Annotated in this window: 27 protein-coding genes and 1 tRNA gene; 18 read left to right on the top strand and 10 right to left on the bottom strand. The window is 68.1% G+C overall.

The window, feature by feature from the left end; all coding sequences use genetic code 11:
- Window positions 1-8: 8 nt before the first annotated feature.
- The gene (locus ACGFK0_RS28240; protein WP_392910091.1) at window positions 9-1,730 is read left to right on the top strand and encodes a metallophosphoesterase; all 1,722 of its coding nucleotides are present in this window, start codon (window positions 9-11) and stop codon (window positions 1,728-1,730) included.
- A 73-nt stretch (window positions 1,731-1,803) separates the two neighbouring features.
- Window positions 1,804-1,879: transfer RNA gene (locus ACGFK0_RS28235), tRNA-Glu, on the top strand.
- Here ACGFK0_RS28235 and ACGFK0_RS28230 read toward each other — a convergent pair.
- The 7 genes from ACGFK0_RS28230 to ACGFK0_RS28200 all read right to left on the bottom strand — a co-directional run bounded on the left by ACGFK0_RS28230 (window position 1,839) and on the right by ACGFK0_RS28200 (window position 8,854).
- Window positions 1,839-3,140: a recombinase family protein gene (locus ACGFK0_RS28230; protein ID WP_392910230.1), complete on the bottom strand. Its 1,302-nt coding sequence runs from the start codon at window positions 3,138-3,140 to the stop codon at window positions 1,839-1,841. The genes ACGFK0_RS28235 and ACGFK0_RS28230 overlap by 41 nt on opposite strands.
- 506 nt (window positions 3,141-3,646) lie before the next feature.
- On the bottom strand, window positions 3,647-3,811 hold the full coding sequence (locus tag ACGFK0_RS28225) for a hypothetical protein (protein ID WP_392910089.1): 165 nt from the start codon (window positions 3,809-3,811) through the stop codon (window positions 3,647-3,649).
- A 44-nt stretch (window positions 3,812-3,855) separates the two neighbouring features.
- Window positions 3,856-4,842: a TRM11 family SAM-dependent methyltransferase gene (locus ACGFK0_RS28220; RefSeq protein WP_392910087.1), complete on the bottom strand. Its 987-nt coding sequence runs from the start codon at window positions 4,840-4,842 to the stop codon at window positions 3,856-3,858.
- Window positions 4,839-5,744 (bottom strand): hypothetical protein, encoded by a 906-nt coding sequence (locus ACGFK0_RS28215; RefSeq protein WP_392910085.1) that lies wholly within the window; start codon window positions 5,742-5,744, stop codon window positions 4,839-4,841. Before ACGFK0_RS28215 ends, ACGFK0_RS28220 begins: the two co-directional genes overlap by 4 nt.
- A gap of 210 nt (window positions 5,745-5,954) precedes the next feature.
- Complete coding sequence (ltrA, locus tag ACGFK0_RS28210) at window positions 5,955-7,244, bottom strand: group II intron reverse transcriptase/maturase (protein ID WP_392910083.1); 1,290 nt, start codon at window positions 7,242-7,244, stop codon at window positions 5,955-5,957.
- A gap of 610 nt (window positions 7,245-7,854) precedes the next feature.
- The gene (locus tag ACGFK0_RS28205; RefSeq protein WP_392910081.1) at window positions 7,855-8,181 is read right to left on the bottom strand and encodes an Lsr2 family protein; all 327 of its coding nucleotides are present in this window, start codon (window positions 8,179-8,181) and stop codon (window positions 7,855-7,857) included.
- 22 nt (window positions 8,182-8,203) lie between these two features.
- Window positions 8,204-8,854: a hypothetical protein gene (locus tag ACGFK0_RS28200; protein ID WP_392910079.1), complete on the bottom strand. Its 651-nt coding sequence runs from the start codon at window positions 8,852-8,854 to the stop codon at window positions 8,204-8,206.
- 514 nt (window positions 8,855-9,368) lie between these two features.
- Here ACGFK0_RS28200 and ACGFK0_RS28195 point away from each other — a divergent pair.
- The 10 genes from ACGFK0_RS28195 (at window position 9,369) to ACGFK0_RS28150 (ending at window position 20,497) form a co-directional block, all read left to right on the top strand.
- The gene (locus ACGFK0_RS28195; RefSeq protein WP_392910077.1) at window positions 9,369-10,205 is read left to right on the top strand and encodes a hypothetical protein; all 837 of its coding nucleotides are present in this window, start codon (window positions 9,369-9,371) and stop codon (window positions 10,203-10,205) included.
- Window positions 10,206-10,303: 98 nt separating this feature from the next.
- Complete coding sequence (locus ACGFK0_RS28190; protein WP_392910075.1) at window positions 10,304-10,834, top strand: pilin; 531 nt, start codon at window positions 10,304-10,306, stop codon at window positions 10,832-10,834.
- Window positions 10,835-10,959: 125 nt separating this feature from the next.
- On the top strand, window positions 10,960-12,471 hold the full coding sequence (locus ACGFK0_RS28185; protein ID WP_392910073.1) for a hypothetical protein: 1,512 nt from the start codon (window positions 10,960-10,962) through the stop codon (window positions 12,469-12,471).
- Window positions 12,468-13,433 (top strand): PrgI family protein, encoded by a 966-nt coding sequence (locus tag ACGFK0_RS28180; RefSeq protein WP_392910071.1) that lies wholly within the window; start codon window positions 12,468-12,470, stop codon window positions 13,431-13,433. The genes ACGFK0_RS28185 and ACGFK0_RS28180 overlap by 4 nt, the downstream gene beginning before the upstream one ends.
- Window positions 13,430-13,852, top strand: a complete 423-nt coding sequence (locus ACGFK0_RS28175) for a hypothetical protein (protein ID WP_392910069.1) — start codon at window positions 13,430-13,432, stop codon at window positions 13,850-13,852. The genes ACGFK0_RS28180 and ACGFK0_RS28175 overlap by 4 nt, the downstream gene beginning before the upstream one ends.
- Window positions 13,849-15,654 (top strand): VirB4 family type IV secretion system protein, encoded by a 1,806-nt coding sequence (locus ACGFK0_RS28170; protein WP_392910067.1) that lies wholly within the window; start codon window positions 13,849-13,851, stop codon window positions 15,652-15,654. Before ACGFK0_RS28175 ends, ACGFK0_RS28170 begins: the two co-directional genes overlap by 4 nt.
- Window positions 15,651-18,107, top strand: coding sequence for a type IV secretory system conjugative DNA transfer family protein (locus ACGFK0_RS28165; RefSeq protein ID WP_392910065.1), 2,457 nt, complete (start codon window positions 15,651-15,653; stop codon window positions 18,105-18,107). Before ACGFK0_RS28170 ends, ACGFK0_RS28165 begins: the two co-directional genes overlap by 4 nt.
- Window positions 18,104-19,027 carry a replication-relaxation family protein gene (locus ACGFK0_RS28160; protein ID WP_392910063.1) on the top strand — a complete coding sequence of 308 codons (924 nt, stop codon included), beginning with the start codon at window positions 18,104-18,106 and terminating at the stop codon, window positions 19,025-19,027. The genes ACGFK0_RS28165 and ACGFK0_RS28160 overlap by 4 nt, the downstream gene beginning before the upstream one ends.
- Window positions 19,018-19,998 carry an NlpC/P60 family protein gene (locus ACGFK0_RS28155; protein WP_392910061.1) on the top strand — a complete coding sequence of 327 codons (981 nt, stop codon included), beginning with the start codon at window positions 19,018-19,020 and terminating at the stop codon, window positions 19,996-19,998. Before ACGFK0_RS28160 ends, ACGFK0_RS28155 begins: the two co-directional genes overlap by 10 nt.
- A 220-nt stretch (window positions 19,999-20,218) precedes the next feature.
- The gene (locus tag ACGFK0_RS28150; RefSeq protein ID WP_392910059.1) at window positions 20,219-20,497 is read left to right on the top strand and encodes a hypothetical protein; all 279 of its coding nucleotides are present in this window, start codon (window positions 20,219-20,221) and stop codon (window positions 20,495-20,497) included.
- Between the two features lie 239 nt (window positions 20,498-20,736).
- Here ACGFK0_RS28150 and ACGFK0_RS28145 read toward each other — a convergent pair whose 3' ends face one another.
- Both ACGFK0_RS28145 and ACGFK0_RS28140 read right to left on the bottom strand, forming a co-directional pair.
- Window positions 20,737-20,937, bottom strand: a complete 201-nt coding sequence (locus ACGFK0_RS28145; protein ID WP_392910057.1) for a DUF397 domain-containing protein — start codon at window positions 20,935-20,937, stop codon at window positions 20,737-20,739.
- Window positions 20,934-21,836: a helix-turn-helix domain-containing protein gene (locus ACGFK0_RS28140; RefSeq protein ID WP_392910055.1), complete on the bottom strand. Its 903-nt coding sequence runs from the start codon at window positions 21,834-21,836 to the stop codon at window positions 20,934-20,936. Before ACGFK0_RS28140 ends, ACGFK0_RS28145 begins: the two co-directional genes overlap by 4 nt.
- A gap of 323 nt (window positions 21,837-22,159) precedes the next feature.
- On the opposite strand from ACGFK0_RS28140, the gene ACGFK0_RS28135 reads away from it, so the two are divergent.
- The 6 genes from ACGFK0_RS28135 (at window position 22,160) to ACGFK0_RS28110 (ending at window position 26,184) form a co-directional block, all read left to right on the top strand.
- Complete coding sequence (locus ACGFK0_RS28135) at window positions 22,160-22,516, top strand: hypothetical protein (RefSeq protein ID WP_392910053.1); 357 nt, start codon at window positions 22,160-22,162, stop codon at window positions 22,514-22,516.
- Window positions 22,513-23,151 carry a hypothetical protein gene (locus ACGFK0_RS28130; RefSeq protein ID WP_392910050.1) on the top strand — a complete coding sequence of 213 codons (639 nt, stop codon included), beginning with the start codon at window positions 22,513-22,515 and terminating at the stop codon, window positions 23,149-23,151. The genes ACGFK0_RS28135 and ACGFK0_RS28130 overlap by 4 nt, the downstream gene beginning before the upstream one ends.
- Window positions 23,151-23,630: a hypothetical protein gene (locus ACGFK0_RS28125; protein ID WP_392910048.1), complete on the top strand. Its 480-nt coding sequence runs from the start codon at window positions 23,151-23,153 to the stop codon at window positions 23,628-23,630. The genes ACGFK0_RS28130 and ACGFK0_RS28125 overlap by 1 nt, the downstream gene beginning before the upstream one ends.
- A 164-nt stretch (window positions 23,631-23,794) precedes the next feature.
- On the top strand, window positions 23,795-24,712 hold the full coding sequence (locus tag ACGFK0_RS28120) for a hypothetical protein (protein WP_392910046.1): 918 nt from the start codon (window positions 23,795-23,797) through the stop codon (window positions 24,710-24,712).
- Window positions 24,709-25,722, top strand: a complete 1,014-nt coding sequence (gene hemC / locus ACGFK0_RS28115) for a hydroxymethylbilane synthase (RefSeq protein ID WP_392910044.1) — start codon at window positions 24,709-24,711, stop codon at window positions 25,720-25,722. The genes ACGFK0_RS28120 and hemC overlap by 4 nt, the downstream gene beginning before the upstream one ends.
- 6 nt (window positions 25,723-25,728) lie before the next feature.
- Entirely contained in the window at window positions 25,729-26,184 is a 456-nt protein-coding gene (locus ACGFK0_RS28110) for an NUDIX domain-containing protein (protein WP_392910042.1), read from the top strand.
- A 148-nt stretch (window positions 26,185-26,332) separates the two neighbouring features.
- Here the strand turns inward: ACGFK0_RS28110 and ACGFK0_RS28105 are convergent.
- The coding region (locus ACGFK0_RS28105) for a hypothetical protein (protein ID WP_392910040.1) at window positions 26,333-26,787 on the bottom strand (455 nt) is incomplete at its 5' end.

Here is a 26,787-nt window from a genome sequence, read left to right as displayed (position 1 = left end):
GGGAACACGTGCCCAAGGTTCGCGCCGCGCTGGCCGGCACCCTCGCGATCCTGCGTCTCAGCGTCTCCCGCTTCCTGAGAATCCCCCGCCACCTCCTCGACCGCTCCGCCCCCGCCAGAGCCCGCGCCGCGGCGGCCGGCGCCCGCGTCCGGGCATTCTGGTCCCCGGTCACCCGCCGCGTCCGCCCGGTCGTCACCGGCCGCGCGTCCCGGCTCCTCCTCGTCGTGGTCGTCGGCCTGGGCGCCGGTTACGTCGGCCTCCTCCTCGGCGGACGCACCGTGACCCCCGTCGGGCCCACCGACGTCCAGCTCAGCCTCCACCCGTCCCTGCACGGCGGGACGAACCTGGAACTGCCGCCGCTCGGCTCCCTCCAGCTCGACACCCACTGGGGCCCGGTGTCACTGGAGGCGAGCCTCAAGGACGTGCGCCCCGAGCAGGCCCAGAAGCTGATCGAGAACGACACCGAGATCGACCGCCTCACCGACCGGATCGCCGACCAGATCCGCGACGGCGTCGTCGACCTCCTCGTCCGCGCCGCCCTCATCGCCCTCGCCGCCGGCTTCATCGCCGGCCTGGCCCTCTTCCGGTCCTGGCGGCACGCCATCCTCGGCATGACGTCCACCGCGCTGGGCCTCGTCGCCGTCACCATCCTGACCTGGGCGACGTTCAACCCCCATTCCATCGCCGAACCCCGCTACACCGGCCTGCTCGCCAACGCCCCCCAGATCGTCGGCGACGCCCGCAGCATCGTCCAGCGCTTCTCCGAGTACCGCGCCCAGCTCGCCCGCCTCGTCGGCAACGTCTCCGAGCTGTACGCGACCACCTCGACCCTCCCGACCTACGAGCCGGACCCGTCCACCATCCGCGTCCTGCACGTCTCCGACATCCACCTCAACCCCGCCGCCTGGAACGTGATCAAGTCCGTCACCACCCAGTTCAAGGTCGACATCATCGTCGACACCGGCGACCTCATGGACCACGGCAGCGAAGCCGAGGACAAGTTCGCCGACGAGATCTCCAACCTGAAGGTCCCCTACGTCTACGTCCGCGGCAACCACGACTCGGTGGGCACCGAGGAGGCCGTCGCCGACCAGGAGAACGCCGTCGTGTTGAACGGCAAGACCCAGGAGGTCGAGGGCCTGCGCATCTACGGCGTCGGCGACCCCCGCTTCACCCCCGACAAGAGCACCCGCGACGACTTCACCGGCGCCGACGCGATCCGCGCCGAGGGCCTCCGCCTCGCGAACGGGCTCCGCGCCGCCGGCACCACCCCCGACCTCGTCGTCACCCACGACCCCACCGAGGGCGAGGCCTTCACCGGCCTGACCCCCCTCATCCTCGGCGGCCACGCCCACGCCCGCTCCACCAAGCTCCTGCCCACAGGCACCCGCCTGTTCGTCCAGGGGTCCACCGGCGGCGCCGGCCTCCGCGGCCTCGAACACGAGGAGCCGACCCCCATCGAACTGTCCGTCCTGTACTTCAGCCGCGCCACCCACCGCCTCCAGGGCTGGGACGACCTGCGCCTCGGCGGCCTCGGCCTCACCTCCGCCCACATCGAACGCCACCTGGAACCCGCCCCCGACCGCCCCATCAGCCCGCAGCCGCCCGCCTCGTCCCCGCCCCCGTCCCCGTCCTCCCCGTTCCCGTCGGAGTTCCCGTCCGACTGGCCGTCCCGCAGCCCGACCCCCACCAGCAGCGAATCCCCCACCCGCTCCCCCGATCCCGAGTAACCGTTTGCACGCCGCCCCGTCCCGTCCTCTACACTTGGCCGAGTCGCGTGGCAGCCAACCTCGCCACATCCGGGCCCCCTTCGTCTAGCGGCCTAGGACGCCGCCCTTTCAAGGCGGTAGCGCCGGTTCGAATCCGGTAGGGGGTACCACGCGCATGGCTGCAAGACCACCATCCGCTCCGCCGTCGTCCCCCATGATCGCCGCATTGGCGGCCCGTAGTTGCGTGTCCGCCGTTTCGGGCGTGATCGTGACCTGAACGTCGACCTGGTTGCTCTGCTTGTCGTGGCGCATCTGGACGGCGAAGGCGTCCAGCAGGCGCCGCAGGGTCGGCTCAGGTAGCAGGTCTAGGTCGACCGTCCCGGTCGGGTAGTGGTCCAGGAGTTGGGGACACGGTGCCACCGGAATCTCCTCCCGCAGTTCGCGCAGCGTGGTCTGTTTGGCCTCCAGGTCCGCGCCGATGCGTGTGGTGCGTTCGTTGATGGAGTTGACGAAGGCGGGTGTGGGGTCGTCGGCGGTCTCCAAGGAGTCGAGGACGCGTTCCTTGCGCCGCTTCAACTCCGCGATCTGTCGCTCGACAGCCACCAGGCGTTCCCGATGTTCGTGGAGGTGCCTGTCATCGACCCGGGCGAGCAGCACGCGCAGGCGTTCACGGCGGTGGGGTCCGAAGATCTCACGGTTGAAGAACTCGGTCAGGCCCGCCATGAGCGGTTCCTCGCGGACCCAAATGCTCGCCGGGTGCCCTTCGGGACGGTAAGCACGAGCGGGACGGCAGATGTAGTAGATGCGGCCCCGGCTCTCCTTGCCGAACATCCGCCGCCCGCACAGTCCGCAGGTCATGTAGGAACGGAGCCCGTAGGAGCGGCGGGTGTCGGCGTGCGCGGTGTTGGGCCCCGGACAGCTGCGGGAGCCCTCCCGGTCACGGGCGACCTTCTGGGCGTCAGTGAAGGCTTCGACGCTCACCAGAGCGGGATGGGTGGGTGCGCTCGACCAGATCCACGCCTCGGGAGGGTTGTTCCGGCCTCCTGCCGAGGTGGTCGCCTTGCGGTTCCACACCATGTAGCCGGTGTACTTGGGATTGGTCAGCACCTCTCGGACCGAGGAGTAGGTCCATCTGCCCACGCTGCGGTGCTTCGCGGTTGCGACGGGCGGCGGGTAGCGATCCAGATCGTTGTTGAGTCGGTCGGCGATGGCCTGGTAGCCGAGGCGCTCACTGACGCGGATCTCGAAGATAGTCCGCACTACGGGGCCGCGCACCGGGTCGGGAGCCAGGACATGTTTGGTGGCTCCCTGTTCGCGGCGAGCGGCGACGGGGTGAGGAACCTTGTCCGCCAGGTACCCGTACGGAGGTCGCCCGACGTTAAAGCCCTGTTCGGTGTGGGCTTCGAAGCCGCCCCAGGCTTTCTCCAGCATCTCCAGGACGTACCACTCGGCCACGCCCTGCTTCACCCGCCGCGTGAGCACCTGGGAGGAGCGTTTTCCGTTCAGGGTGATCGGTTCGTCGGACGCCCACAGCGGGATGCCGAGCTTCTCCAGGGTGTTCTCGATCTGAGTGCCGATGTAGGTCCGACGTGCGATCCGGTCGACCGACTCGCAGATCACCGCGTCGAACCGCCGATCCCCCTGGGACGCTTCCAACAGCAGGTCTTGGATGCCGCCGTCACGCGGAACCGGGATGTTGAACCGCTCGTGCCCGCGTCCGAACCCGCGCGCGGCGAGGTCCTTGCGCCCGGACTCGATGTCGTAGAAGTGCGCGACGATCACCGCACGTCCCGGCAGGGATGTGTGCAGGGCGGTCTGGCTGTTGGCGAGCTGACGCGGAAGCGACAGTGTCGGGTCCTGCTTGTCCTCGGTTGAGGTCCGGCCCGCGAACGCCACCTTGAGCGGACCGTCCAGCTGGAACCCTCCGCCGGGTCCGGTCAGTCCTGCGGATCGGCTGCTGTGGGTTCCTCTGGTGAAGACGTCGAGTGGGATCGGGCTGCGTACCTGGTCCACCACGTGAGTACCTCCTTGATCGCGTGTGCCTGCACCCGGGTGAGCTGCGCCTGAACGGACGGCTCCGCCTGGACCAGTCGCCAGGTCATCGTCAGCTCCTCGTTGTCACTCCGGGTTTGCTTGTCCGGCCTGGTCACCGCGTCCCTGTCCGCCGGATGTCGGCGTCGGTGGTCCCGATGTCAAGCCGGTCCGGGGATGACGGCACACCTCCGCCGTCAAGGTCAAGGCGGGGTGCCTCTCCGGCCGTGCGGCGCCCCTTCTCCACAGGCATGAAAACCAGGAGGTCTTCGTGGGCGGTGGCCATGGCGGGGATGCCGTGTTCGCGGAGGCGGCGGGATTCGATCATTTGGAAGAACGACGCGCGGGTGACGATCTGCCCGTCGCGGAGTCCGCACAGCAGGGCCGCGAACCGGTCGGCCAGGACCAGGCCGTTGTCTTCGGCGACGGTGATGACCTGGCCCGGCAGGTCGACGAGTTCGCCGGCGACGCGGAAGGGGCGGACCGTGACGGCGATGACTCCGCCGGGGCGCAGCAGGGCCGCGCATCCGGTGAGGATCTGCCCGAATCCGGCGACGAGTTCGGCGGTCGGGCGGTGGGCGAGGTTGCGGCGGTCGGTGGAGTAGCGGTTGTGGGACTTGTCGATCTTTCCGCCGCCATTGTCTCGGCCGGTGCATACCTGCCCGTGGGTGGTCGCCCCGTAGGGCGGCGAGGTCAGGACGAGCGCGGCTGTTCCGGTGAGGTCGGCGAGGGCGGTGGCGATGTTGCGGGCGTCGCCGTGGACGACCTGTCCGGTGCCGGTGGCTCCTTGGGCGCGGGCGTGGCGGAGGTTACCGGCGGCCATCTGCGCGAAGTGCGCCTCGTACTCCATGCCGGTGGCCTGGCGTCCCTGGTGGACGGCTTCGACCAGGGTGGTTCCGATGCCGCACATGGGGTCGATCACCAGGTCGCCGGGTTCGGTGTAGGTGGCGATGACATGGGCGGCGATCGCGGGGAGCATCTTGGCCGGGTGGGTCATCGACTCGGGCGTGTAGCGGCCCTTGCGCTGGAGGCGTGAGGGCTGCTGCCCGGTGAGCAGCACGGACGCGAGCATGCGGGTCTCGGTGTGGGAGCTGGTGTTCATCGGTCACCTTCCTGGCCGCTGTTGCCCGGTCGCGTGAGGATGCAGACGTCAGCGTGCACTCGGGCCGCGGGTGGCAGGGCCCGGGAACGGATGTCGCGGAGCTGCCCGAGGCTGCCGGGACCGGCCTGGATGAGAAGGGTGTCGCCTTCGACGGGGACGCGGACGGCGATGATGTGCTGGCTGTAGCGGAACCCGGCCTTGCGCGCCTCGCGGATGATCCCCGGCGCGGGGTCGATGAGGTGCCCGTTGTGGTGCCTGGCCGTGGTCACTACGGCGAGGTGGCCCCCGGGCCGCAGCACCCGGTAGGCGGCCGGCAGGAATGACTGGGCGTGGAAGGCGCTGTCGGTCAGGACGTCCGAAAGGCACGCCGGGCACGCTCCTCGCGCCTGCCTGGGCTTTGGTTCGGTGGTGCGGCTGCCGACCGTGGGCGGGACCGCGATGACCAGCGCGACGTGTCCGGAGTGGTCGGCGATCCCCAGGTGCATCTGGTCGGCGCGGCACGACCGCATCGCGACTCGGCCGAGGTGTTCGTGCGGCAGGTGGGCGCGTAGTCGCGCGCCGATGTGCTGGGCGAGCGGGAAGTGCGGGATGCATCCGACGGCGCGCCGGTCGAGTTCGGCCGCCGCACCCAGGACAGCGGAGTTGGTGGTGAACGCCTCGGCGATGACGTCGCCTTCGCCGGTAGTGGTGGTGATGAGGTGGCGCGCGAGCCCGGAACTGATGGTGCCCAGGTGCCGTTCACAAGTGCGGGTGCGTGGTGCCCGGTGGGCGGGACCTTGGCAGGGCCGCGCGTCGTGGGTGGGCTGCTCGGTGGTGTCGTCCGGGCAGAGCCAGACGCTGAGCGGCAGGAGCTGCCGCGCGCCGCTGGCGGGTGTCGAGTTCGGCTTGTTGGTGCTGGTCATATCGGGTGACCCGTGATGGTCGCCCGGTCCCCTGTCTCACTAAGTAACTGGACGGCGGCCTGCCCGATTTTGGACACGCCCGGCCCAGGTTTCTGCTCCGGTGCTGGCCGCACCGCCAAGGTGTCCTCTTCGGATAATCGAGTAGGAGGGCCGGGTCGCCCGGCCCTCCTCTCACACCACCGGACATGCGGGCCCGCATCCGGCGGTTCGTCAAGCCGTTGTTCTGAGCCTGCGCCAGGTGGCTTGTAGTCCCAGCAGGCCAAGGTCTTCCCAGTAGGCGGTGGGCAGGGAGCGCTGGAGGACGGCCGACCCGGCGATCCGCCAGTAGCCCTTGCTGCTGGCAGCCCACTCGGCCGCAATGCGGTCGGGGATACCCAGCTTGCGCAGGTTCCGGCGTTTGGCCGAGTACCGTTTCCATTCCTTCCAGCGGATCTGCCGCATCCGGCGATACAGCCACTTGTCCAGCTCACGAAGCCGATGAGACAGCTGCGCGAGCCGGAAGTAGGCCATCCACCCGGTGATGAACCGGTTGAGGATGCCGATCCTGTAGGGCATCGGCACCCTCCACCTCCGGGACGTCAGCTTCCGGATCCGGTCCCTGAGGCGTTTGACCGCCCTGGGATCGACCCGTATGCCCACCCCGGCGCGGGAGAAGTAGAACCCAAACCCCAGCAGCGTCGCCTCCGACGCATGCCGGACCGAGGACTTCTCCCGGTTCACCTTGAGTTTCAACCGCCCCTCGACCACGCTGGTTACGCTGTCGAGGACCCGGTGAGCGGCCCGCCTGCTGCGCACGAAGACGCGGACGTCGTCGGCATAGCGCACGAACCGGTGACCGCGCTCCCACAACTCGGCATCCAAATCGTCCAGCATGATGTTCGACAAGATCGGCGACAGCGGCGACCCCTGCGGAGTCCCCTCCTGCGTCGCCTGAACGATCCCATCGACCATCACCCCGGCCTCCAGATACGCCCGAATGAGCTTGAGGAGTCTTCGGTCGATGACCTTGCGCGCCACCCGCGCCATGAGCACATCGAAGTTGACCCGGTCAAAGAACCGTTCCAGATCGACGTCCACGACCCAGCGATGCCCATCGGCGATGGCCCGCCGCGCGACCCTGACCGCCTGATGAGCGGACCGGCCGGGACGGAACCCGAACGACGAACCCGAAAACTCCGGATCGAAGACCGGCGTGAGCACCTGCGCAATCGCCTGCTGGATCATCCGATCCAGCACAGTGGGCACCCCCAGCATCCGCTCACCACGCCCTCCGGGTTTGGGGATCACCACCCGGCGGACCGGCGACGGCCGGTACGTGCCCGCGTTCAAAGCCTCCCGGACCCCCGCCCAATGCCCGACCAGCCACGGACGCAATTCCTCCGTGGTCATGCCGTCCACACCGGGCGCACCCCGATTGGCCTCAACCCGCCTCAACGCCCCGAACAGGTTGCCCGGCGAGAGCATCCGCTCCCACAACGACACCTCCTGGCCGGGGTTCACGGCCTCCTCGACGGGCGCCGACCTGCCGCTACGCTCCACTGCGCTACTCACCGGGATTCACCGGCCCCTCACACCGCGGGCCCACATCCGTGGGATGACTGCGATCAAAGCGACCGGCACGAGCCGCACCGATTCCTCCGCTCTACTAGACGTTCGGCCCTTCCCGGCTGATTGTCCGTTCCCCTCACCGGTACTACGGCCTCTGCTGACTTCTGCCAGGTCAGACCCCAGCCTCACGGCCCAGACCCGTCAGCGTGGCGACAACGACAGCCCAACCGACACCCCGGCAGATCTCCCCAGGTAAGAACGACCACCTTCCCCCTGCGCCCGCCGCGTCTACCTGACAGCCCTGTCGGTGATGACGGGCTTCACCCTCCATGGCGGGCTCACCCAAGCTCGTCCGGCCTCATACGCGGTTCGTGTTCCTCGGTGCAGGGTTTCGCCTCGGGCTTCCTTCCCACCCCGCCTCACGACGACGCAGTTGCCTCCGGCTCGGAGTTAGCACCACCTCTTCCTCCAGGGGACTTACACCCCCAAGCGATCGCCCATGCTGGGCACACCACGTAGAGGGACCCACCCGGTATAGGTGGGCCCCTCTACGCGCGTTCGGCTAGTGAGCCACTTCGTACTGCTCGATGACGTTGGCGGGGATGCGCCCGCGGTCGTTCACCTTGATGCCGGCGGATCTCGCCCACTCGCGAATCTCGGCGCTGCGCTCCCGGCTACTGGTGCCGCGAGCCGTGGCCTTGCCGCCTCGGATGGCCTTGAGCCGACGCCCGCTGTCCATGAACGGGTGCAGAGTGCTGCGAAGCTTGTCGGCGTTCTTCTCGCTGAGGTCGATCTCGTACGCCTTGCCGTCGATGGCGAACGACACCGTCTCGTGGGCCTCGTCCCCGTCGAGGTCGTCTGTCATCTGAACTATGACCTTCTGAGCCATGCGTGTTCCCCTCCCCATCCTGTTACTGGGTGACTTTTACGGTAGCCGATTCCGGTGCGTAGTTGATCCGGAAGAGCAGCATTCCGTTTCGGTCTTCGACGGCGATCGCGCCTGGTTGGTCGGTTGGTACGTCGTAGCTGATCGTTCCTGATATGTACTGCCCGGGTCCGGGGCTGTCCTGGCCGAGAATGCTGTCGGGCAGGCCCTTGGCCTCGCAGACACCACCGATGGTGTCAATGCTGGACACCACCTCGCCGTCTGCGCCTACCCAGTGCGCGGAGGTGTAGGTGTCACCCTCAGCCGTGCCCACGTTCTTGATATCGAGCACGAGGCATACGAATTCGCCGTTCTGGGCTCGCTGTGTCTCGTCTGTAAACCTGTCGGCGTAGGTCTTAAACCTGTCGATCTTCTTGAGGGTGAACTGCTCGCTGGCCGTGCTGGACTCGTCGGTTCCGCTGTTGCTCAGGTTCACAGGCAGGGGCTTGCCGACTTCCAGCGTGGGCAACACCTCGCCGGAAGGAGTGGGCGAGGAGGTTTGAACTGGGCTTCGACCGGTGGTCTCTTCACCGGCTCCGGTGCGTCCGGCTTCCTTCTCGTTGCCTCCTCCGCAGCCAGTGAGCACCACAAACGCGATCGTCCCCACCGCGAACGCGGTTCCGAACTTCGTCACCATTCCCCCGATTGCCGTCTTGCTTGGACCACTCCCCTTCGCACTCGCCTATGTACCCCCGCCTCGCTTCCCGGATCGCGCCCGTGCAATTGATAGGAGATGCGGCTAACGGCACGCATGTCCAGAAGCAGGGCAGTTCGCCCGCTCCGCATCGCTCTCCACTGTCGGCACCTCCGCTGCCGACGAGCCGCTATGGCGGCAGGCGACCTCTCACTTTCTGCGCATGCAGCGGCGTCGCAACGGCTCGCCTCGGAGTTTTGATCCTTCTTGGTGCGGCGCTCTGCTGTGCAGGTGTTCATGCTGGTCAGCGGCAATCTCAACACATGTGCGCGCTTGACCTCACGGCGCTGACAGCATGTGCACACGATCAGCAGATCACGTTTTCGCAGGTCACAGCGATTTTGAGCAGATCATGAGCACATCGGGTCGAGGGTGCTTGCTGATCATCTGCTCATGATCTGCACATGGGCTCTGCCGAGATGTCGGTGACCGCTTCACCGACCTCTCGGGGGTTCCCATGACCACGACCAGCACCGTCACCGCCGCCCGTCCGGCCGACCGCTCCGACCGCCCAACCCGCCGCTCCGGTGCCGAGATCGGGCACGTCCTGGACGTCGCCGAGACGACGTTCGATCTGCTGACGCGCAGCCCGGCTCCGCTGTCGGTGGACGGCGCGGCGCTCGGGCACGGGCTGCCCGCCCGCGTGATCGCGCTGGACGAGGTCCGGGCGATCCTGCTGCACCCGTCCACCGGGCAGCAGGCCCGTGACGCCGTCTGGAGGGAGCTGGTGCTGCGCGCCCGCCACCAGGGCTCGTCCTGGGTCATGGGATGCGTCGGGGTCGCGCTCCCCGGGCTGAAGGGGATCGTGCGGACCAGGCTGCGCGGTCTGGAGGGCGACCCGGGGGCCGGCACCTCGCGGGTGGCCGGGGACCTGCTGTCGGCGTTCTGCGAGGCGCTACACGAGATCGACTTGGAGCAGCCCCGGATCTCGCAGCGGCTGGTGGGGCGGTCGGCCAAGGCCGTCCAGCGCGCCTACCACTGGCACGCGCAGGTGATCCCGGTGGACCCCTGCACGCTGGCGCGGGTCAACCCCGCCGACACGTCGGAGGGGCACGTGGACCTGCTCCTGGAGTCGGCCGTCCGGCAGGACGTCATCACCTCGTTCGAGGCCGAGATCATCACTTTGACCCGACTGGAGGGCGTGAACTTGGGCGCCCTCGGCGACCGGATCGGGATGTCTTACGCGGCGCTGGTGAAGCGCCGCAGCCGCGCCGAGAAGCGTCTCGTCGCCGCGATGCGCGACGGGGGCCTGCGGGACGACTTCGCATCGCTGATGTCCAAAACCGGGGTGTGAGCGGTCCAGTTACTTAGTGAAAGAAACCCGGGGTTGAAGACGGGCTCGGGCCGGATGGTCACCCGGTCCCCATCCGTCAGGCCGTTCGCCGAGTGCCCTTGCCGAAGGAGGACACCCGCAAGGCCCGGCCCGTCTTCACCCCGTGGTTTCTCACTTTCCATCCGATGGCCGTAACCGCCATTCCCGCTCGCTGCCTCAGCACATGCCTGGAGGGCTGCCCGTTGAGCATCCGTCCGCTGTCCGATCTTCTTCCGTCTCGCCGGCCTGAAGTGAGCCGTGGTCGTCTCGCCGCCGCGGTTGTGCTGTGGTGCGTGGGCATTCTGGTGTGCGGCCTGGTGATCGCCGCGACACTGGCCTCAGCGGCCGAGGCGCACGTCATTTCCGCTCCGCCGGACAATGCCCGTCTTCAGGAGGTCATCTCCAACCTGCGCAATGTCATTGTCGGTCTGCTGGTCGCGCTGGCCACGCTGTTCGCCACGATCGGTGGAGTCCGCTATCTGCTGGCCGGTGGCGACCCCGGCGAGGCCGAGGCGGGGAAACGCACGCTGCGCAATGCCGCCATCGGCTACGGCATCGCCGCGCTCGCCCCGGTACTGGTACAGATCCTCAAGTACATCGTTGGGCCCTGACCATGTGGACCTGGATCCGCACGGCTCGGCGAAGGTGCGGCCTGATCGCCGCTGGGCTTTTGGCGGGTGCGTCGGTGTTGAGTCTGGTCTTGCACGCCACCGCTGACACTCCTTCGCCTAAACACGTGAGCGCGGTGTCCGCCGTTGCCCCATTCGACCCTGGGGACGACGGCGACTCCGGAGACGCTCAGGAGGAAGAGGACGACTGCGGCTGGGTGGACATGGGCTGCCACACCAAGGAAGCGATCACCGGCTGGTTCCGGTCGCTGGCCAAAAGCGCCCTCAAGCCGGTGCTGGGGTTCCTCGCAAGCACCCAGCTCGGTACGCCTGAGATCGGATCGGCGCCGATGAATCAGGCCGAGGAGATCTGGGCGACGTCCCGCGTGATCGCCAATACCTGCTTCGTGCTCCTGGTACTGGTCGCCGGCGTGCTGCTGATGGCAGGTCAGACCTTCTCCGGCGTCGCCGGCCCCGGGCAGGCGATCGTGCGCCTGGTGGCCTCATTCGTCGCGATGAACATCAGCCTCATCGTGATCGGGTACGGCATCCAGCTCGCCAACGGGCTCGCCCGCTCGATTCTCATGAGCGGCGCCGACCAGATCGACCCGGACGAGGCCGGACGCATCTTCGCCGAGGGTGTCGGCGCGTCCGTCAACACCGCGGGCATCTTTTTCGTCCTCGTCACGCTCGTGGTCGTCGTCCTGGCCTGCATCCTCGCCTTCATCTACGTGATGCGGCTGGCGATCATCATGATTTTGATCGGCGTCGCGCCGATCGCGCTGATGTTCCACGCGCTGCCGCTCACCGATGGCCTCGCCCGGCTGTGGTGGCGCGGGATCACCGGCGCCCTGGCGATCCAGGTCTGCCAGTCGTTCGTGTTCATCACCGCGCTGCGGCTGCTGCTGTCACAGCACAACGACAACAACCACACCTTCTACGGTGTCCCCACCGAGCAGGCCGAGCTGATCGACCTACTGCTCGTGATCGCGCTGCTGTACATCCTGATCTGCATCCCCCGCTGGGTAGCGCGCACCGTCTGGCAGCCCGCCCAGCCGCGCATCCTCTCGCAGCTCGTACGGACCTTCGTCGTCTACAAGGGAGTCGGCGCGGTGCTGGGCGCTGTCGGGAAGGCGGCGCGGGTCGGCCGTGGAGCACGCGCGGCAACCGCGAACGCCGGACGCACCCGCTCCGGCCCCGGTGGCGGACACCGACGGCGGAACGGCCCGAACAGGCCCCGTGGTGGGCCGTCCGGTGGCCCGCACGGCGGCCCGGCACCGCGCCCCGATCGCGGGCCCGGTCATGGCCCCCGATGCCGCGAACCGCGCGGCCCCGACCGGCGGCACGGTCCCCGCCCCGGCCCGGCGAACGCGGCCCGTAGCACCGCGCACGGGAGCACCGGCGCCCACCACCGCGCCGGACACGGCGCGGGACCCAGGGGCGCACCGCACCGGCCGCCCGTCCCGCCCGTCCCGGGCCGGACGGGCGCGGGTGGTCCGGCCCGGCCGCACCCGCGCATCCCGACGCAGCCACCGACCCGCCCTTACCGGCGGGCCGAGGCCCCGCGTCGTCCAGCACCGCGCAGGTTCGTGCGGCTCGACCCACCCCGCTACCGGCGTCACGGCAGGAGGAACCGGTGAAAGACGATCACGAGCCGCTGTCGGCACGCATCCCGGCCGACGTCGAGCAGCCAGACAAGATCATGTACGGGCTCACCGCGCGTCAGCTCGTCGTCCTCGCCGCAACCGCGGTGACCTCGGCGTCGGTGTTCGTCGCCGTCTCGCCGTTGCTGCCAGTCGCGGTCACGGCCGGATTGTGCTTCCCGCTGATGACGGCGGGATGCGCGATGGCGCTCGGCCGGCGCGACGGCATGGGCCTGGACCGGTACGTTCTCGCTGCGCTGTCCCACCTTCGCCGACGGCGCACGCTCGTCGCGGCACCCGAACCGGTTCCGCGGGCTCCGGCCTGGTGCAGGGTGCGAGGCGAATTGCCGGGCGCCCTGCGGTTCCCGGTCCGTGCCGTCCGCCAAGACGGCGTCATGGACCTGGGCGGTGAGGGGACGGCTGCGCTGGTGCGAGCGGGGACGATCTCGTTCGGGCTGCGCACGGCCGCCGAGCAGGCCGCGCTGGTCGGGTTCTTCGGACGATGGCTCAACTCGCTTGAGGCCCCCGTGCAGATTCTGATTCAGGCCCGACCGGTCGACCTATCCGACCTCGCCACCCGGGTGGCCGAATCCGCCCCCGACCTGCCGCACTCGGCGTTGCGGCAAGCGGCCGAAGACCACGCCGCCTACCTCGACGAACTGGGCGACTCACGCACGCTGCTCGTGCGTGAAGTGCTCGTCGTCGTCCGCGACCAGCCCGCCCCTGGTACGGGACGTCGAGGACGCACGCGCCAGGCGAGCGCCGCAGTCGTCACCCGCCGCGCCGTTGAAGCTGTCCGGACGCTGACCGGGTTCGGCGTCACGGCCGAGGTCCTGGACGCCGACGCCTGCGTCCGCGTGCTGTCGGACGCGTTCTCGCCCGGCTCCCAGCGGCCTGCTCCGCCCGCCGACCTGGATCAGCCCGTCACTGCCCACACCATCGAAGGAGCCTCGGAATGATGCACACCCATCGGCGTTCGCAGCGACCGGCGGCCAACGAGCTCGCCGAGGGGCTTCGCCGCTACGCGCAAGGCACCTGCGGGGAACTCGCGGCGGTCGAACTGCTGATCATCCACCGGTTCTGGCTGACACGTGCCGATTTCCGTTCGCAGTTCATCGAGCGTGACACCGACCCGGGTGCCCACGGAGAGAGCCTCGCCTGGGTGAAGTGGGACCGGGCCACCACGGCGCTGGCGTGTGGGCGCCTGGTGTGCTCGGCGGGCGAGGCCGCCGTCCTCCAGGTAGCCGCCGCGCTGGCCACCGGCGGCGCATTCCCCGCCTCGGCGCTGAGCAGCCTCGACCGGGAGAACCTCACCCACGTTCTGGCCGCGATCGTGCGAGCCAGCGGCCAGCCGGCCGCCCAGGTGGTGATCCGGTGAAGCTGCCCGCACTCATTCGTGCCGCCGTCACCCCACCCGCATCAACCGAAGGAGACGCCCTGGGTACGAGCGCGGGGCTGGGTGATCTGCTCGCGCCCGCCGCACTCCGTGTGAACGCCTCATCCCTGGAGCTGCCGGACGGCTGCTGCGCGTCTTTCGCCGTCACCGGGTATCCGCGCGAGGTCGGCGCGGGCTGGTTGGAGCCGCTGCTCACCTATCCCGGGCGTCTGGACGTCTCCCTGCACGTGGAGCCGATCCCGCCGATGGTCGCCGCGCAGCGGCTCCGGCGGCAGCTCGCCCGGCTGGAGTCCGGTGCGCGCGCGAACGCCGAGGCGGGCCGGCTTGCTGACTTCAGTGTCGAGGCCGCCGCCGACGATGCGGCCGATCTGGCTTCGTCGCTGGCGCGCGGAGACGGCCGCCTGTTTCGCGTCGGCCTCTACCTCACCGTGCACGCCTGGGGAGCCGAGGAATTGGACGGCGAGGTTCAGCAGGTCCGCGCCCTGGCCGCGTCCCTTCTGCTGGACGCGCAGCCGACCACGTTCCGTGCCATGCAGGGCTGGGTGTCGACGCTCCCGCTCGGAACGGACGCGATCCGGCAGCGCCGCACCTTTGACACCAGCGCGCTTGCTGCGTCGTTCCCGTTCGCGTCCCCGGACCTGAACGCGCCGACCGGTTCCAATGAGGTGCTGTACGGGGTGAACGTCGCCAGTTCCGGTGTCGTGGTGTGGGACCGGTTCGCGCAGGACAACCACAACTCCGTCGTCCTGGCGCGGTCCGGTGCGGGCAAGAGCTACTTCACCAAGCTCGAAGCGCTGCGGCTGCTGTATCACGGCGTCGAGGTGTCGGTGATCGATCCGGAGGACGAGTACCGGGCCCTGGCCGAGACGACGGGCGGCACCCATCTGGGCCTCGGTGCCAAGGGCGTGGCGTTCAACCCGTTCGACCTGCCCACCGACCAGGGCGATGACACGTTGATCCGCCGGGCCCTGTTCACCCAGACGCTCGTCGCCGCGATGCTCGGCGAGGCCTTGACGCCCGCTGCGCGTCCCGTCCTCGACCGCGCCGTCCTGGCCGCCTATGCCGCGAAGGGCATCAACTCCGCGCCCGTCACCTGGACCCGTCCGGCGCCGCTGCTGGCCGACTTGGTCGAACAACTCGCGATCAGTTCCCATCCTGAGGGCGAGGCGATCGCCGAACGTCTTGCGCCGTACGTCGTCGGGTCCTACAAGGAGCTGTTCGCGCAGGCCACGACGACCCGTCCGGATGGGCATCTGGTGGTGTTCTCCCTGCGGGATCTGCCCGAGGAGGTCAAGTCCGTCGGGGTCCTGCTCGCGCTGGACGCCATCTGGCGCAAGGTCGCCAATCCTGCCGACCGCCGCCCCCGCCTCGTGATCGTCGACGAGGCGTGGATGTTGATGAAGGAGGCCGAGGGCGCCCGCTTTCTGTACCGGCTCGCCAAGTCCGCCCGAAAGCACTGGGCCGGGCTGACGGTCGTCACCCAGGACGCCGCCGACCTGCTGGCCTCCGACCTCGGCCGCGCCGTCGTCGCCAACTCCGCGACCCAGATCCTGCTCCGCCAGGCGCCCCAGGCCATCACCGCCGTCGGCGACGCGTTCGGCCTGTCCGAAGGCGAACGAGCGTTCTTGCTATCGGCCGAAAGGGGCGAGGGCCTCTTGTGCGGCGGAAACGCCGGCGACCGGGCAGCCTTCGCCGCCATCTCCTCACCCGCCGAACACAAGGTGATCACCACCGATCCCGCCGAACTGCTGGGCAGCGACGGCCAGGAGACCGACCCGCTGTGACCTCGACCAGCGATGCCCCCGAGTGGACGCGCATCTTCGACCAGGCCGAACGCATTCCCGTACTGGTCGCCCACTACGGGCCGACAGCCGCTCTCGCGACCGGCCTCGCCGTCCTCGCCTTCAAAATCGCGCGGGCAACCCTGAGGCGCTGGCAGACACAACGGTTGGCACGCGACGCCCGCCTGATCACCGTGTCCGTACCGCCCCAAGTCGATCCGGCCAGTGCGCCCGCATGGTGGGCCCACCAGACCGGCCTGCTCGCCCCGGCATGGAAGCGCTGGATCTTCGGGCAGCCGTACTTGGCGTTTGAGTACATCGCCAGCGCAGCCGGGGTCCGAGTACAGATCTGGGTGCCCGGGACGGTGCCGCCCGGGATGGTCGAGGAGACGATCCGGGCTGCTTGGCCAGGCGCTACCACCACGACCCGTGCTTCCGCTCCGCCCATCCCGCCGTCCATCCCGGCGGCCGGAGGCCGTCTCGTGCTAGCGCGCGAGGACTCCTATCCGCTGAAGACCGATCACCACGCCGACCCGGTCCGCTCACTCCTCGGCGCGGTTTCCGGACTCGACCAGGGCCAATGCGCCGCCGTCCAGATCCTCGCCCGCCCCGTGACGGGCCGACGTCTTGCGCGCGCCCACCGCGTCGCGTCCAGGCTCAAAGGCGGGAACCCGGCCACATCGCGAGGCTTCTTTTTCGACCTGCTCACACCCGGGACACGCACCGGTCACTCCAGCTACCCAACCGGTGCCGCTCATGCAGGGGTTCACCCGGAACGGGCTGAGCAGGTCCGCGCGATCCTGGCCAAGGCGACGCAGCCACGGTTCGAGGTTGACATCCGTTACGCCGTCGCCATGCCTCACGCCACCAACGTCGACAAGTGGCTGCGCGGACGCGCCCACGCCCTAGCCTCGGTCGCCGCGCTGTACGCCTCCGGCCACCAGCACCTACGCCGCCGCAAGCTCCGAGACCCGGCACTCGCCTTGGCCGGGCACCGTTTGGGGCGCGGCTATCTGCTGGGCGCCGCCGAACTGGCCGCACTCGCCCACCTGCCACTCGATCCGGACGCACCCGCGATCACGCGCGCCGGTGCCCGACCGGTCGCCCCGTCCCCGGACGTGCCCACCGGCCCCGACACCGCGCACGGGGCCGCACGGGTGCTGGGAGACGCCGACGCGGGCCACGACCGCCCCGTTGCGATGCCGGTCGTCGGGGCACGCCAACACGTCCACGTCCTCGGACAGACCGGCGTCGGCAAGTCCACCCTGCTCGCCTCACTCATCCTGGGCGATGCTCGCGAGGGCCGCGGCGCGCTGGTCATCGACCCCAAGGGCGACTTGATCGCCGACGTGCTGGACCGGCTTCCGAGCCGCATGGCAGGGCGGACGGTGGTGTTCGACCCGTCAGACCCTGGACCGCCGCCCTCGGTCGGGATCCTGTCCGGCCCCGATCCGGCGTTCGCGGTGGACTCGGTGGTGTCGATCTTTCATCGCTGCTTTCGTTCGTCTTGGGGGCCGCGCCTGGACGACTTGCTGCGGTCGGCTTGCTTGAGCCTCATGCGGGCTCACGGTTCCCGAGCGACCCTCGCCCAGGTACCGCAGCTCCTCACCGATTCAGCTTTTCGTGCCCGCGTGGTCGGACGGCTCTCCGACGATCTTCTACGCGGCTTCTGGGCCGGTTACGACGAGCTGTCACCGGCCGGAAGGGCCGCCACGATCGGCCCTGTGATGAACAAGCTCCGCGCCGTCCTGCTTCGCCCATTCGTCCACCAAGCCCTGTCTGCGACCGGATCCACCGTCGACCTGGCCCAGCATCTCGACCACGGCGGCCTCGTCCTGGCCCGCCTCCCCAAAGGCGTGCTCGGCGAGGACGCCGCCCGCCTCATGGGGTCACTTCTGCTGGCGCACACCTGGCAAGGCGTCACCCGCCGCGCCGACCTTCCTGAGGACGAGCGCCCGGACTCGGCCGCCTACATCGACGAGTGTCACAACTTTCTCAACCTGCCCGGCTCGGTGTCCGACATCTTGGCCGAGGCCCGCGGCTATCGGCTCTCGCTCGTCCTGGTCCATCAGCACCTGTCCCAACTGCCCAAGGACCTGCGTGATGCGGTCTCCGCCGACGCCCGCAACAAGATCTATTTCGCCGCCTCGCCTGAAGACGCGAACGACCTCGCCCGACACGCCGGCCCCGTCCTGTCCGCGCACGACCTCGCCCACCTGGGCGCCTACCAAGCCGCCGGACGCCTCGTCACCGCCGGCCAGCCGACCCAGGCGTTCACCTTCCGCACGCGCCCACTCCGCGACCCGATCCCTGGACGCGCCGACCACATTCGCGCGGCCTCCCGCCAACGCTTCGCACCACGTGTGACAACGACCAAGCCCGCGATTGGAAAAGGCGGGCCGCCGTCCGACCCGCGCGCCGAGAGCCCAACCGCCGAAGGGAACCACTCCCAGTGAAGAAGACGATCCGTCAGCGCCGGACGGCCAGCACGCCAAGACGAGCGACACCCGAACTGTTCCTCGAACTCCGCGCGCGTCTCACCGACCGCGACCAGGCGATCTTGGAGCTGGTCTGGGAACATCGCGTCCTCACCACGCACCAGCTCGCCGCCATCTTCTTCACCACGCCGGGCAAGGCCCGTGACCGGCTCCTGCAACTCTTCCGCCTCAAGGCCCTCGAACGCTTCCAGCCCTGGGTTCCCGTCGGAGCAGCGCCCTACCACTGGGTTCTCGGCCCCTTGGGCGCCCAGCACCTGGCCGCCCATCGCGACACCAACCTGTCCGGCCTCGGCTATCGCCGCACCACCGCACTTCAGATCAGCCATTCCCGGCACCTCGCCCACCAGGTCGGCGTAAACGAGTTCTTCACCCAACTCCACGCTTACGCCCGCCGCACACCCGACGCCCACCTCGATAAATGGTGGCCCGAGCGCCGCTGCGCCCACCTATGGGGAGACCTCGCCCGCCCCGACGCCTACGGTCGATGGACCGAAGCCGCCCCCGGTTCCCAAAGGCTGGCGACGGTCGACTTCTTCCTCGAGCACGACACCGGCAGCGTCACCCTCGCCAAAGTCGCCGCGAAGCTCAGCGGTTACGAGGCCCTCACCGAAGCCACCGGAATCACCACGCCAGTCCTGTTCTGGCTGCCCAATACGCGCCGCGAAACGCACCTGCGCGGCCTGCTGGGCACACCAGCGGTCCCGGTCGCCACAGCCGTCCACACGCCCGCCGACACCGCCACCGGCGGCCCCGCCGGACCCGTATGGCTACCCGCAGGGCAGGACGGCCCCCGCCGCCGATTGACCGACCTGGCCACCGCAGCGCCGCCACGGCCCGTCAATGTCCCCAGTAGGACGGAGGGCACTGGTTGCCGGTAATCGCGCTCCTGGTCGCTCTCGTCGTCCTTGCGGTCGTCCTTATCGGTGCCGTCACCGGCTCGACGTCCCCACCCGACGCATGCCGACAGCAGACCACTGCACCGCCAGTCGCCGGAATCCCCGCCGCGTACCTCGCCCTCTACCGCAAAGCCGCGACCGACTACGGCATCCCCTGGGAGATCCTCGCCGCCGTCGGATCCATCGAGTCAGATCACGGACGGTCCAAGGCCCCAGGTGTCCAGTCGGGCGAAAACCACGCCGGAGCTGGCGGTCCCATGCAGTTCCTTTCCGGCACCTGGGCCAGCTACAGCGTCGACGGCAACCACGACGGCAAGAAAGACCGCCACGACCCAGCCGACGCCATCCCCGCCGCAGCAAACTACCTCCGCCACAACGGCGCACCGCCCAAGATGCGCGCCGCACTCTTCGCCTACAACCACAGCACTACCTACGTCGAGAACGTTCTCAACCGCGCCCGCACCTACAAGAAGGCGCCCACCGGTAGGGCCACCCCGACCGAGGTCACACCTCCAGCCAAGTGCGCCGAAGCCGCCGCCATCACCGCACCTAACGAGACCATCGCGAAGATCATCGCCTTCGCTATGGCCCAACGCGGCAAGCCCTACGTCTTCGGCGCCACCGGCCCCGACGCCTGGGACTGCTCAAGCCTCGTCCAAGCCGCCTACGCAGCCGCCGGCCTCACCATCCCACGCACCACTTTCACCCAATGGCCCTTCGGCGTCCGCGTACCCAACGACCAAGCCCAACCCGGTGACCTCGTCTTCTTCAATTCCGGTCCCGGCACCTCCACCAACAACCCTGGCCACGTCGGCCTGGTCATCGGCCACGGCCAAATGATCGCCGCTCGCTGCTCCACCTGCCACCCAGCCATCGGCGTAGAGACCTACCACCGCCCCGACTGGATCGGCACCACACGTCCTCTGCTCAATGTTCAGCGCCGCGGTGATTGAAGTTGTCTACTTCAGGCCGGCTATGGGCGTGTCTCTCGGACCTGATTGACATGAAGAAGCCCTGACGAGCGAGTACCCTTCAGAGCCACAGCCATGACCCTCAAGCAAGGGAGTGACCCGCCCTCGCAGCCCTTCCCTAACCTCAATAAGTGGTAGCATTAATCAATTTTATCATCGACCACGATTATGACGGGGTGACATGTCGAGCGCGAATAAGATCATGCAGGATGCCATGTACCGGCTACAAAACCTTTTTGGAGAAGCCCTCGACCGCCACGACGATAATACATTTACCGAAGGCTTCGAAGCGGCAGCCCACATCTGCTTGGATATCCTGTCAAAGAACATCGATGACCTGCATAAACAAATCGACACAGGTGACTATCTGTCCAACGAGGAGCAGGCTCTACTGTCAAGACTAAACAGAATAAAAATGGAAACAGAAAAGGGCTTGCATAGGTTCTCGAGTAGGCCGATGATAGACAAAGAGACGCCGTGATTGTAGTCGAATGCACTTCATATAGGTAGTCTGGGCCTTGCGGGACGAAAGCGGAATCCGACTGGCGTCCCGGCCACCGGACGGCGCGCACTGGCCCCGGGTGGCGATCCGCCTACCCGGGCCCGCTTGCGTCTCATCGCCTCCTCAACCGCACCACAGACGGACGAAGCCATGCCTTGGAGAACGCATGATGTTGCCGACAGTGACCGGCTCACGTCGAGAGCCGACCAGTAGTTCGGTTACAGGTCCAGGTCGCCGGCTTTCACCTGGTTAACGAGACTAGTGAACGTGGGACGGTCGAGAGCGAGGTGGCCGCCTTCAGGGTTCTTGCTGTCGCGGATGCCGATGGTGGCCCACACACGTGCGACCTCCACACACTCCTGCTCGGTGTTGCTGCGACTGCTCTTGCGCCACTTGGCCGCACCGAAGTCAGCACTCACGGTCTGTTCATCTCCCTTGCTGTCTGCCGGAACAACGCCGCGCTGTCCTCCGGAGACAGAGCGTTGTCCCAGATGACCGCGAACGCCTCGGCGTAGCGGTCGATCTCGCGGGGTTTGTCCAGATACAGAGCCCCGGTGAAGCCTTGCACATACACCGTGGGCGGTTCGTGATCGCGCCCGGCTCCGTTGGTCGGGAATCTCAGGATGATGAAGGGTCCGGTATCGAGCCCTCGATGGGCGCCCTCCGCGAACGACAGGACGCGGATGGAGACATTGGGACGTTCGTTGGCCTCCGCAAGCCGGTCGAGCTGGGCCGCCATGACCGCTGGGCCACCAACGACCCTGCGGACTACGGCCTCGTTCAGAACGACCTTCAGCTCGGGGGGTGCTGTGACCCGCGTGACCAGGGCCTGCCGTTGTACTCGCAGTTGGACCCGTCGTTCGACCTCCTCGGCCTGGAGATCGGGCCGGTTCTTTCGGAAGAGCGCGTGAAGGTAGTCGGGGGTCTGGAGCAGTCCGGGGATCAGCTCGGGGGAGTACTCCTCTCGGCTGCGTGCCGCTTCTTCCAGGCCGATGAACAGGTCGAAGCCGTCCGGAATGACGTCGCCGTAGGCGTGCCACCACCCCTTTCCCTTGGTTTCCTTGGCGAGGCCCATCAGGGCCACTTTCAGCTCGTCGGGTGCCCCGTAGACGCGGCACATGGTCTCGACATCGTGAGACCGCAGGGACGTTTGCCCGGTCTCGATCCGCCACATCTTCGCCTCGGACCATTCGAGCGCTTTCGCGGCGGCCTGCACAGTTAGACGCGCGTTTGTCCGAAGTTCGCGGAGGTACCGGCCAAGCTGCCTCCTGGGGACGGTCGATCCCGTCGCGGCTTCCATCATCCACTTCACCTCCATCCCGGGGCGGTCTTTCACTCGAAATGAAAGCATCCCCCCGCACGATTCGCAATGAGCCTCCGACCTGCGGAAATTTGGCGCGGAGAATCATCCTGAAGCCTTGCAGTGCCGGTTTTCATAGTGCTCTACTCGGAGTCAGCACGGAGGTAGTTCGCGACAATCCGTGATCTCGGCGAGCCGGTCAGGGCGCCCGCTCCGCGCTTCGCCACCGCAGAGAACAAACGCCCCATGCACGAAAGAAGACGCTCATGAAGATCATTCACGGATACCGAGGCGCGGACGACGACGGCCGCTCCCCCGGAGTGTGAGCCGTGGGAGCACACGTGCGGCCTTCCGGAGCACGCTACGTCCCCCAACGTCCGGAGCCGAGTCAGACGAGCAGCCCCACCCCCCTGATCCCCCAGCGCGAGCGAGTCACCTTCCTGGCGCAGCTCTCGAAGTCATTCGCCCACGTGGAGGGCGTCGTCACGGTCTTCACCGACGCGCAGGGATACGTGGTCCTCAACGTGATCCCGTTGGGCGTGCCCGGACGGGCCGTCACGGTCGGGTGCCGCTACTGCCGCGACGGGGCGTGGTGGTTCTACGACACCCGCACGGGCGAGTCCATCCGGCCGGCGAACGACACGAAGGTGACGGCCCACCTGATCAGGACCAAGATGGAAGAGGCAGCAGCGGCATGACCTTGGTGGTATCGGACTACCCCCGCAAACACGTCGGCAAGGTCGCCGAGCTCAACGGCATGACCATCGCCGACGGCCCGTGGATCGCCGTGCGCGAGGCGTTCGTCATCACCGGGCTCAGGTCCGGTGTACTCGTGCGCTGGGAGGAAGAGGGCCTCATATCGGTTGCCCAGGACTCCGAGCGATCGCCGCGGCGGTACCTCAAACCGGAACTGGAGATCGTCGCCAAGCTGGGAACCAACGGCCCGCCGAGTCTGCGGGCCCTGCGCCGCTACCTCACCTCCCGTCTGCATGACGAGCGTGACGACGACCTGCCGGACGGCTCCACGAACACCGGCGCCCAGCAGACGGACACCCTCAGCCGAGACGGTGCGGAGAGCGCGGCGTTCCTGGCCACACTCGCAAACTTGCTGCGCGGGCAGAAGCTCTCGCCCGAGACGCTCAGTGAGCAGCGCCTACGCGTCACCAAGGATGCAGCCTCACGTGGGGTCGCGATCGAGTGTCGACGCCGCGCGAGCGACGGTGACCGTTGGTGGTTCAGCTGGGGCGGCGGCGTTTGGCTGTGCGAGGCCGACAACCCGACCGAGGCCATGGTCCAGGTGAAGGCGGCGCTGCGCACGGTGGGAGGGCCCTGATGGCCACGATCGGGCCGATGGGGTACGGGGCCCGGCCGGAAGCCATGGGCGCGCTGATCTCCACTCTCTTCGCCGACCGGCTGCTCGAGCATGGCATCCCTTACCTGCGCGTCGGGCTGATGACGGTCTACGTGGAGGAGCACGCAACAGCGGAGTTGGCGAGCATGAAGCGCCGCCCCGCTGACGAGGCGATCGCAGCGGCCCTCGGCGTCGTCGCGAAGGCATGGGACGAGGCGATGACCATGCACGGGATGTTCCGCCGAACGATCGATCAGTGCCAACGACAAGTCCGTCTGGAACTGGAAGAGATCGTGGACGAGCATGTCACGCTCGTGCGGCAGTCGACCGGGGCAAGCGGGCAAAGCCCGAAACCGCGCGTGGAGCCCGAGCAGACCGGCTCCGTCCGGCACGAGTTGTTGCAGGCCCAAATACGCACCCTGGGCGTGGACCCGATCCCCCATCGCTCCCGATTGTCGTAGAGGTCACGGCTCGCAGCGCGGGGAGGGAGGCGCTGCGAGGCGCGGGTCCTGGGCCGCCGATGACCGGGCGGTCCCAGGACCCATCCAGATGCCAGGCGAGCGCCTCCGCTCTCACCGGTTTCCGTCCGCTCCTTTAGCAACTCCTTTAGAAAGCGAGGTCGCACGTGGTCAAAGACTCTCGCCCTCGGCTCTCGGCGGATCGTCTCGTCATGGTCGTGCTTGTCCGGGAAGACGGAAGAGACACCAGTCGTCCGCCCAGTCCGGTCCCTACCTACACCTTGGACCAACTGCCTCGGGTGACGGCACGCACCCACGAGGCGGGCATCACCGCTATGAAGGTCTTCGCCACCGATCGGCATGACGCCTCGGGGACACGGGGCACGACGGACGGCTCGGTGATGACGCGTGCGATCCGCGCCATCAAGTCGACGCGCGTCGGTGTGCAGGTGATGACGGAGACCTGCCTGTGCGGCTACCTGTCCAGCGGCGATTGCCATCTCACCACGCGCAACGGACAGCCCGACCAAACGGCGACCATTGCGGCGCTGGCGCACCAGGCCGTAGCCCAAGCCAAGGCAGGGGCCGACGTGATCGGCCCCGCCGCGATGATCCCCGGCTCGATCGCGGCGTGCCGGAGTGCCCTGAACTCCGCCGGATTCCACCGGGTCCGCATCATGCCGCACCTGATCGTGAACTCGCGCCTCTACGGCGGCTATCGGGCCGCAATGAGTATCCACTCCCGGAACCGGCCGTTCCAGCTCCCCGCCTCGGGCCACACCGCCACGGCAGTCGAGCGGGGACTCATGATGCTGTCCGAGGGCGCTGACTCACTGCTGATCGAGCCCGCCCTGTTCTCCACCGACATCCTCTGCGCCCTACACGCCCGAGCCGGCGTGCCGCTACTGCCTTTCTCCGTCTCCGGAGAATGCACCACCCTTGCGCCCGAACTGCTGGCCGAGGAGTACGCCATGCTCCTACGCGCAGGGGCATCGCGGGTGGTCAGCCATGCCGCTCTCACCCTCGCCGCTACGCTCGGTGAGGCGTCGTCCACTGTCCCGACACCCCGGAAGACACTGACATGACCATCGTTCCCATGGGTTCGAGCAGTCCCCTCTCTCCCGCCGCCGCGTACTTCGAGAACGCGCTGCCCGAGCGAGCACTGCGGCTCGGTGGACGCACCAGCCACCTCGCCCGCGCCTACGCCCGTCGCGTCATCGACACCCTGGCGGCCGTCGTGCCCAACCTGGAAATCGAGTACGTCCCCATCGAGACCTCGGCGGACCGATACAAGGGCGACCTGTCGGAGCTGGGCGGCAAAGGCCTGTTCATGAAGGAGATCGACAGAGCCCTGATGATGGGCCAGATCGACGCGGCCGTGCACTGTATGAAGGACGTTCCTGGCGACGTCCCTCTGCCCAAGGAGTTCGTCTTCGCCGCCTACCTCCAGCGCGACGACGTCCGCGACGCCGTCGTCTTTCCGGACGGCTCGAAGTACGCCACCATCAGCGACCTCCCGCCGGGCGCGCGCATCGGAACGTCCGCCGTCCGGCGTAAAGCCCAACTCCTGCGCACGCGGCCCGACCTGAACGTTCAGCGGTTCCGCGGCAACGTCGTCCCGCGCCTCACCCGCCTCGACGAAGAACGGGAGGTGGAGGCCCTGGTCCTGGCGGGCGGCGGCCTGGCCAAGGTCGGCATGGAGCACCGCATCTCGCAGCTTCTCAGCCTGGACGAGATGTGCCCCGCGATCGGCGCCGGAGTCGTCGGCGTCCAGTGCCGCAAGGCCGACGAAGGGATAGTGGAACTCCTCCAAGTCATCGACGACGCCGAGACCCGAACCCACATCCTCGCCGAACGGACGATGCTGCACGCACTCCAAGGGCACTGCAACAGCCCGATCGCGGGACACTGCCACACCACCGACGACGGCCAGCTCAGCCTCATCGGCATGGTGTTCAGCCGCGACGGCGCGACGTTCGCCTACGCCCACGAGTGGGATACGCCCGAGCACGCCTACGAGCTGGGCGCCTTCGTCGCCGCGAGCCTCACCCGCAAGAACGCCCGAAGCATCATCGCTGGCACCCGCCTGCACTGAACCCAGGTGTCAACGAACATCGCGGCTCCGCAGACGGCAGCTCATGCCGTACTGACCGACTCTCGCGGGCTCGTCCTGCTGGTCAACCCCATCTACAAGAAGAGATGGCACCTGCCCGGCGGATTCGTCCACGAGGGCGAACTGCCATCCGTCGGAGTCGCCCGCGAGGTGCGGGAGGAGCTGGCCATCTCGCCCCGGCTACCTCCCGCACCCTCGGTCATCGCGTGGGCGCCGCACGCCGGCGACCGCCTCCTGATGTACTACGCGGCCAGACTCACGCTCCAGCAAGCAGCAGGCGTGAGGACGGACGGGCACGAGATCATCGGCTTTCAATGGTGTGATCAGGCGTCCCTGGACGAGTGGCTTCATCCCGCCGTCGCCGAACGAGTCCGCCTCACGCTGCAAGCCTCACGGCGCGGCCAAACCGTTTTCGCCGAACCTCGATCAGGCGTCAAGAGGTAGCTGATCGGAGCCTGTCGGACGCCATCCACGAGGTAGCCCAAGCGGTTTACCGGCCGCGATGTGCCGAGGGGATCGGGTCGGCTTCCGCTGTCCGGCAGGCGGCATGTTGACCAATGCGATGCGAGTGCAACGGGATGCCTACGCTCGGTCACATGGCAGGCCCCGGGAGGTAACCAAGGTACTTGACGAGTCGCTCGCGCAGGATCAGGTACTCCCCATGGCGTCGACGCAATGGCCCTGGTGGACGCTGAACGATACGGGCATCGGTCACTGTCTGACCATGCTGGAACTGCTCGCGCGTCAGGTCGAGTTCGGCGCCGCTCGGCAGGCGGTTCCACCAGTGAAAGCCGTGCTGTTCCCCGTCAGCGTGGACCTGGCCCACCACTAGGTCACCACCGAAGATGTCATTGACGATCAGGGCTGTGATGTCGCAGTGGCCCCGCGCGGGGTTGTCGGGCTGCCAGCCACCGCGAGCGAGATCGTCTGGAGAACAGGTATCCGGGGCCCAACTGGCGCGCAACGCCTTATCGAGTATGAGGAGGTTCCAGGGGCTCATGTCGGTCAGCATCGCAGCCGTCGCCGACAACGGGGCCGCACGCCCGG

The organism is Spirillospora sp. NPDC048823 (assembly GCF_043198445.1).
Lineage (GTDB): Bacteria > Actinomycetota > Actinomycetes > Streptosporangiales > Streptosporangiaceae > Spirillospora.
The sequence above is the reverse complement of the archived record's forward strand: the minus strand, read 5'-3'. Positions and strand labels throughout refer to the sequence as shown.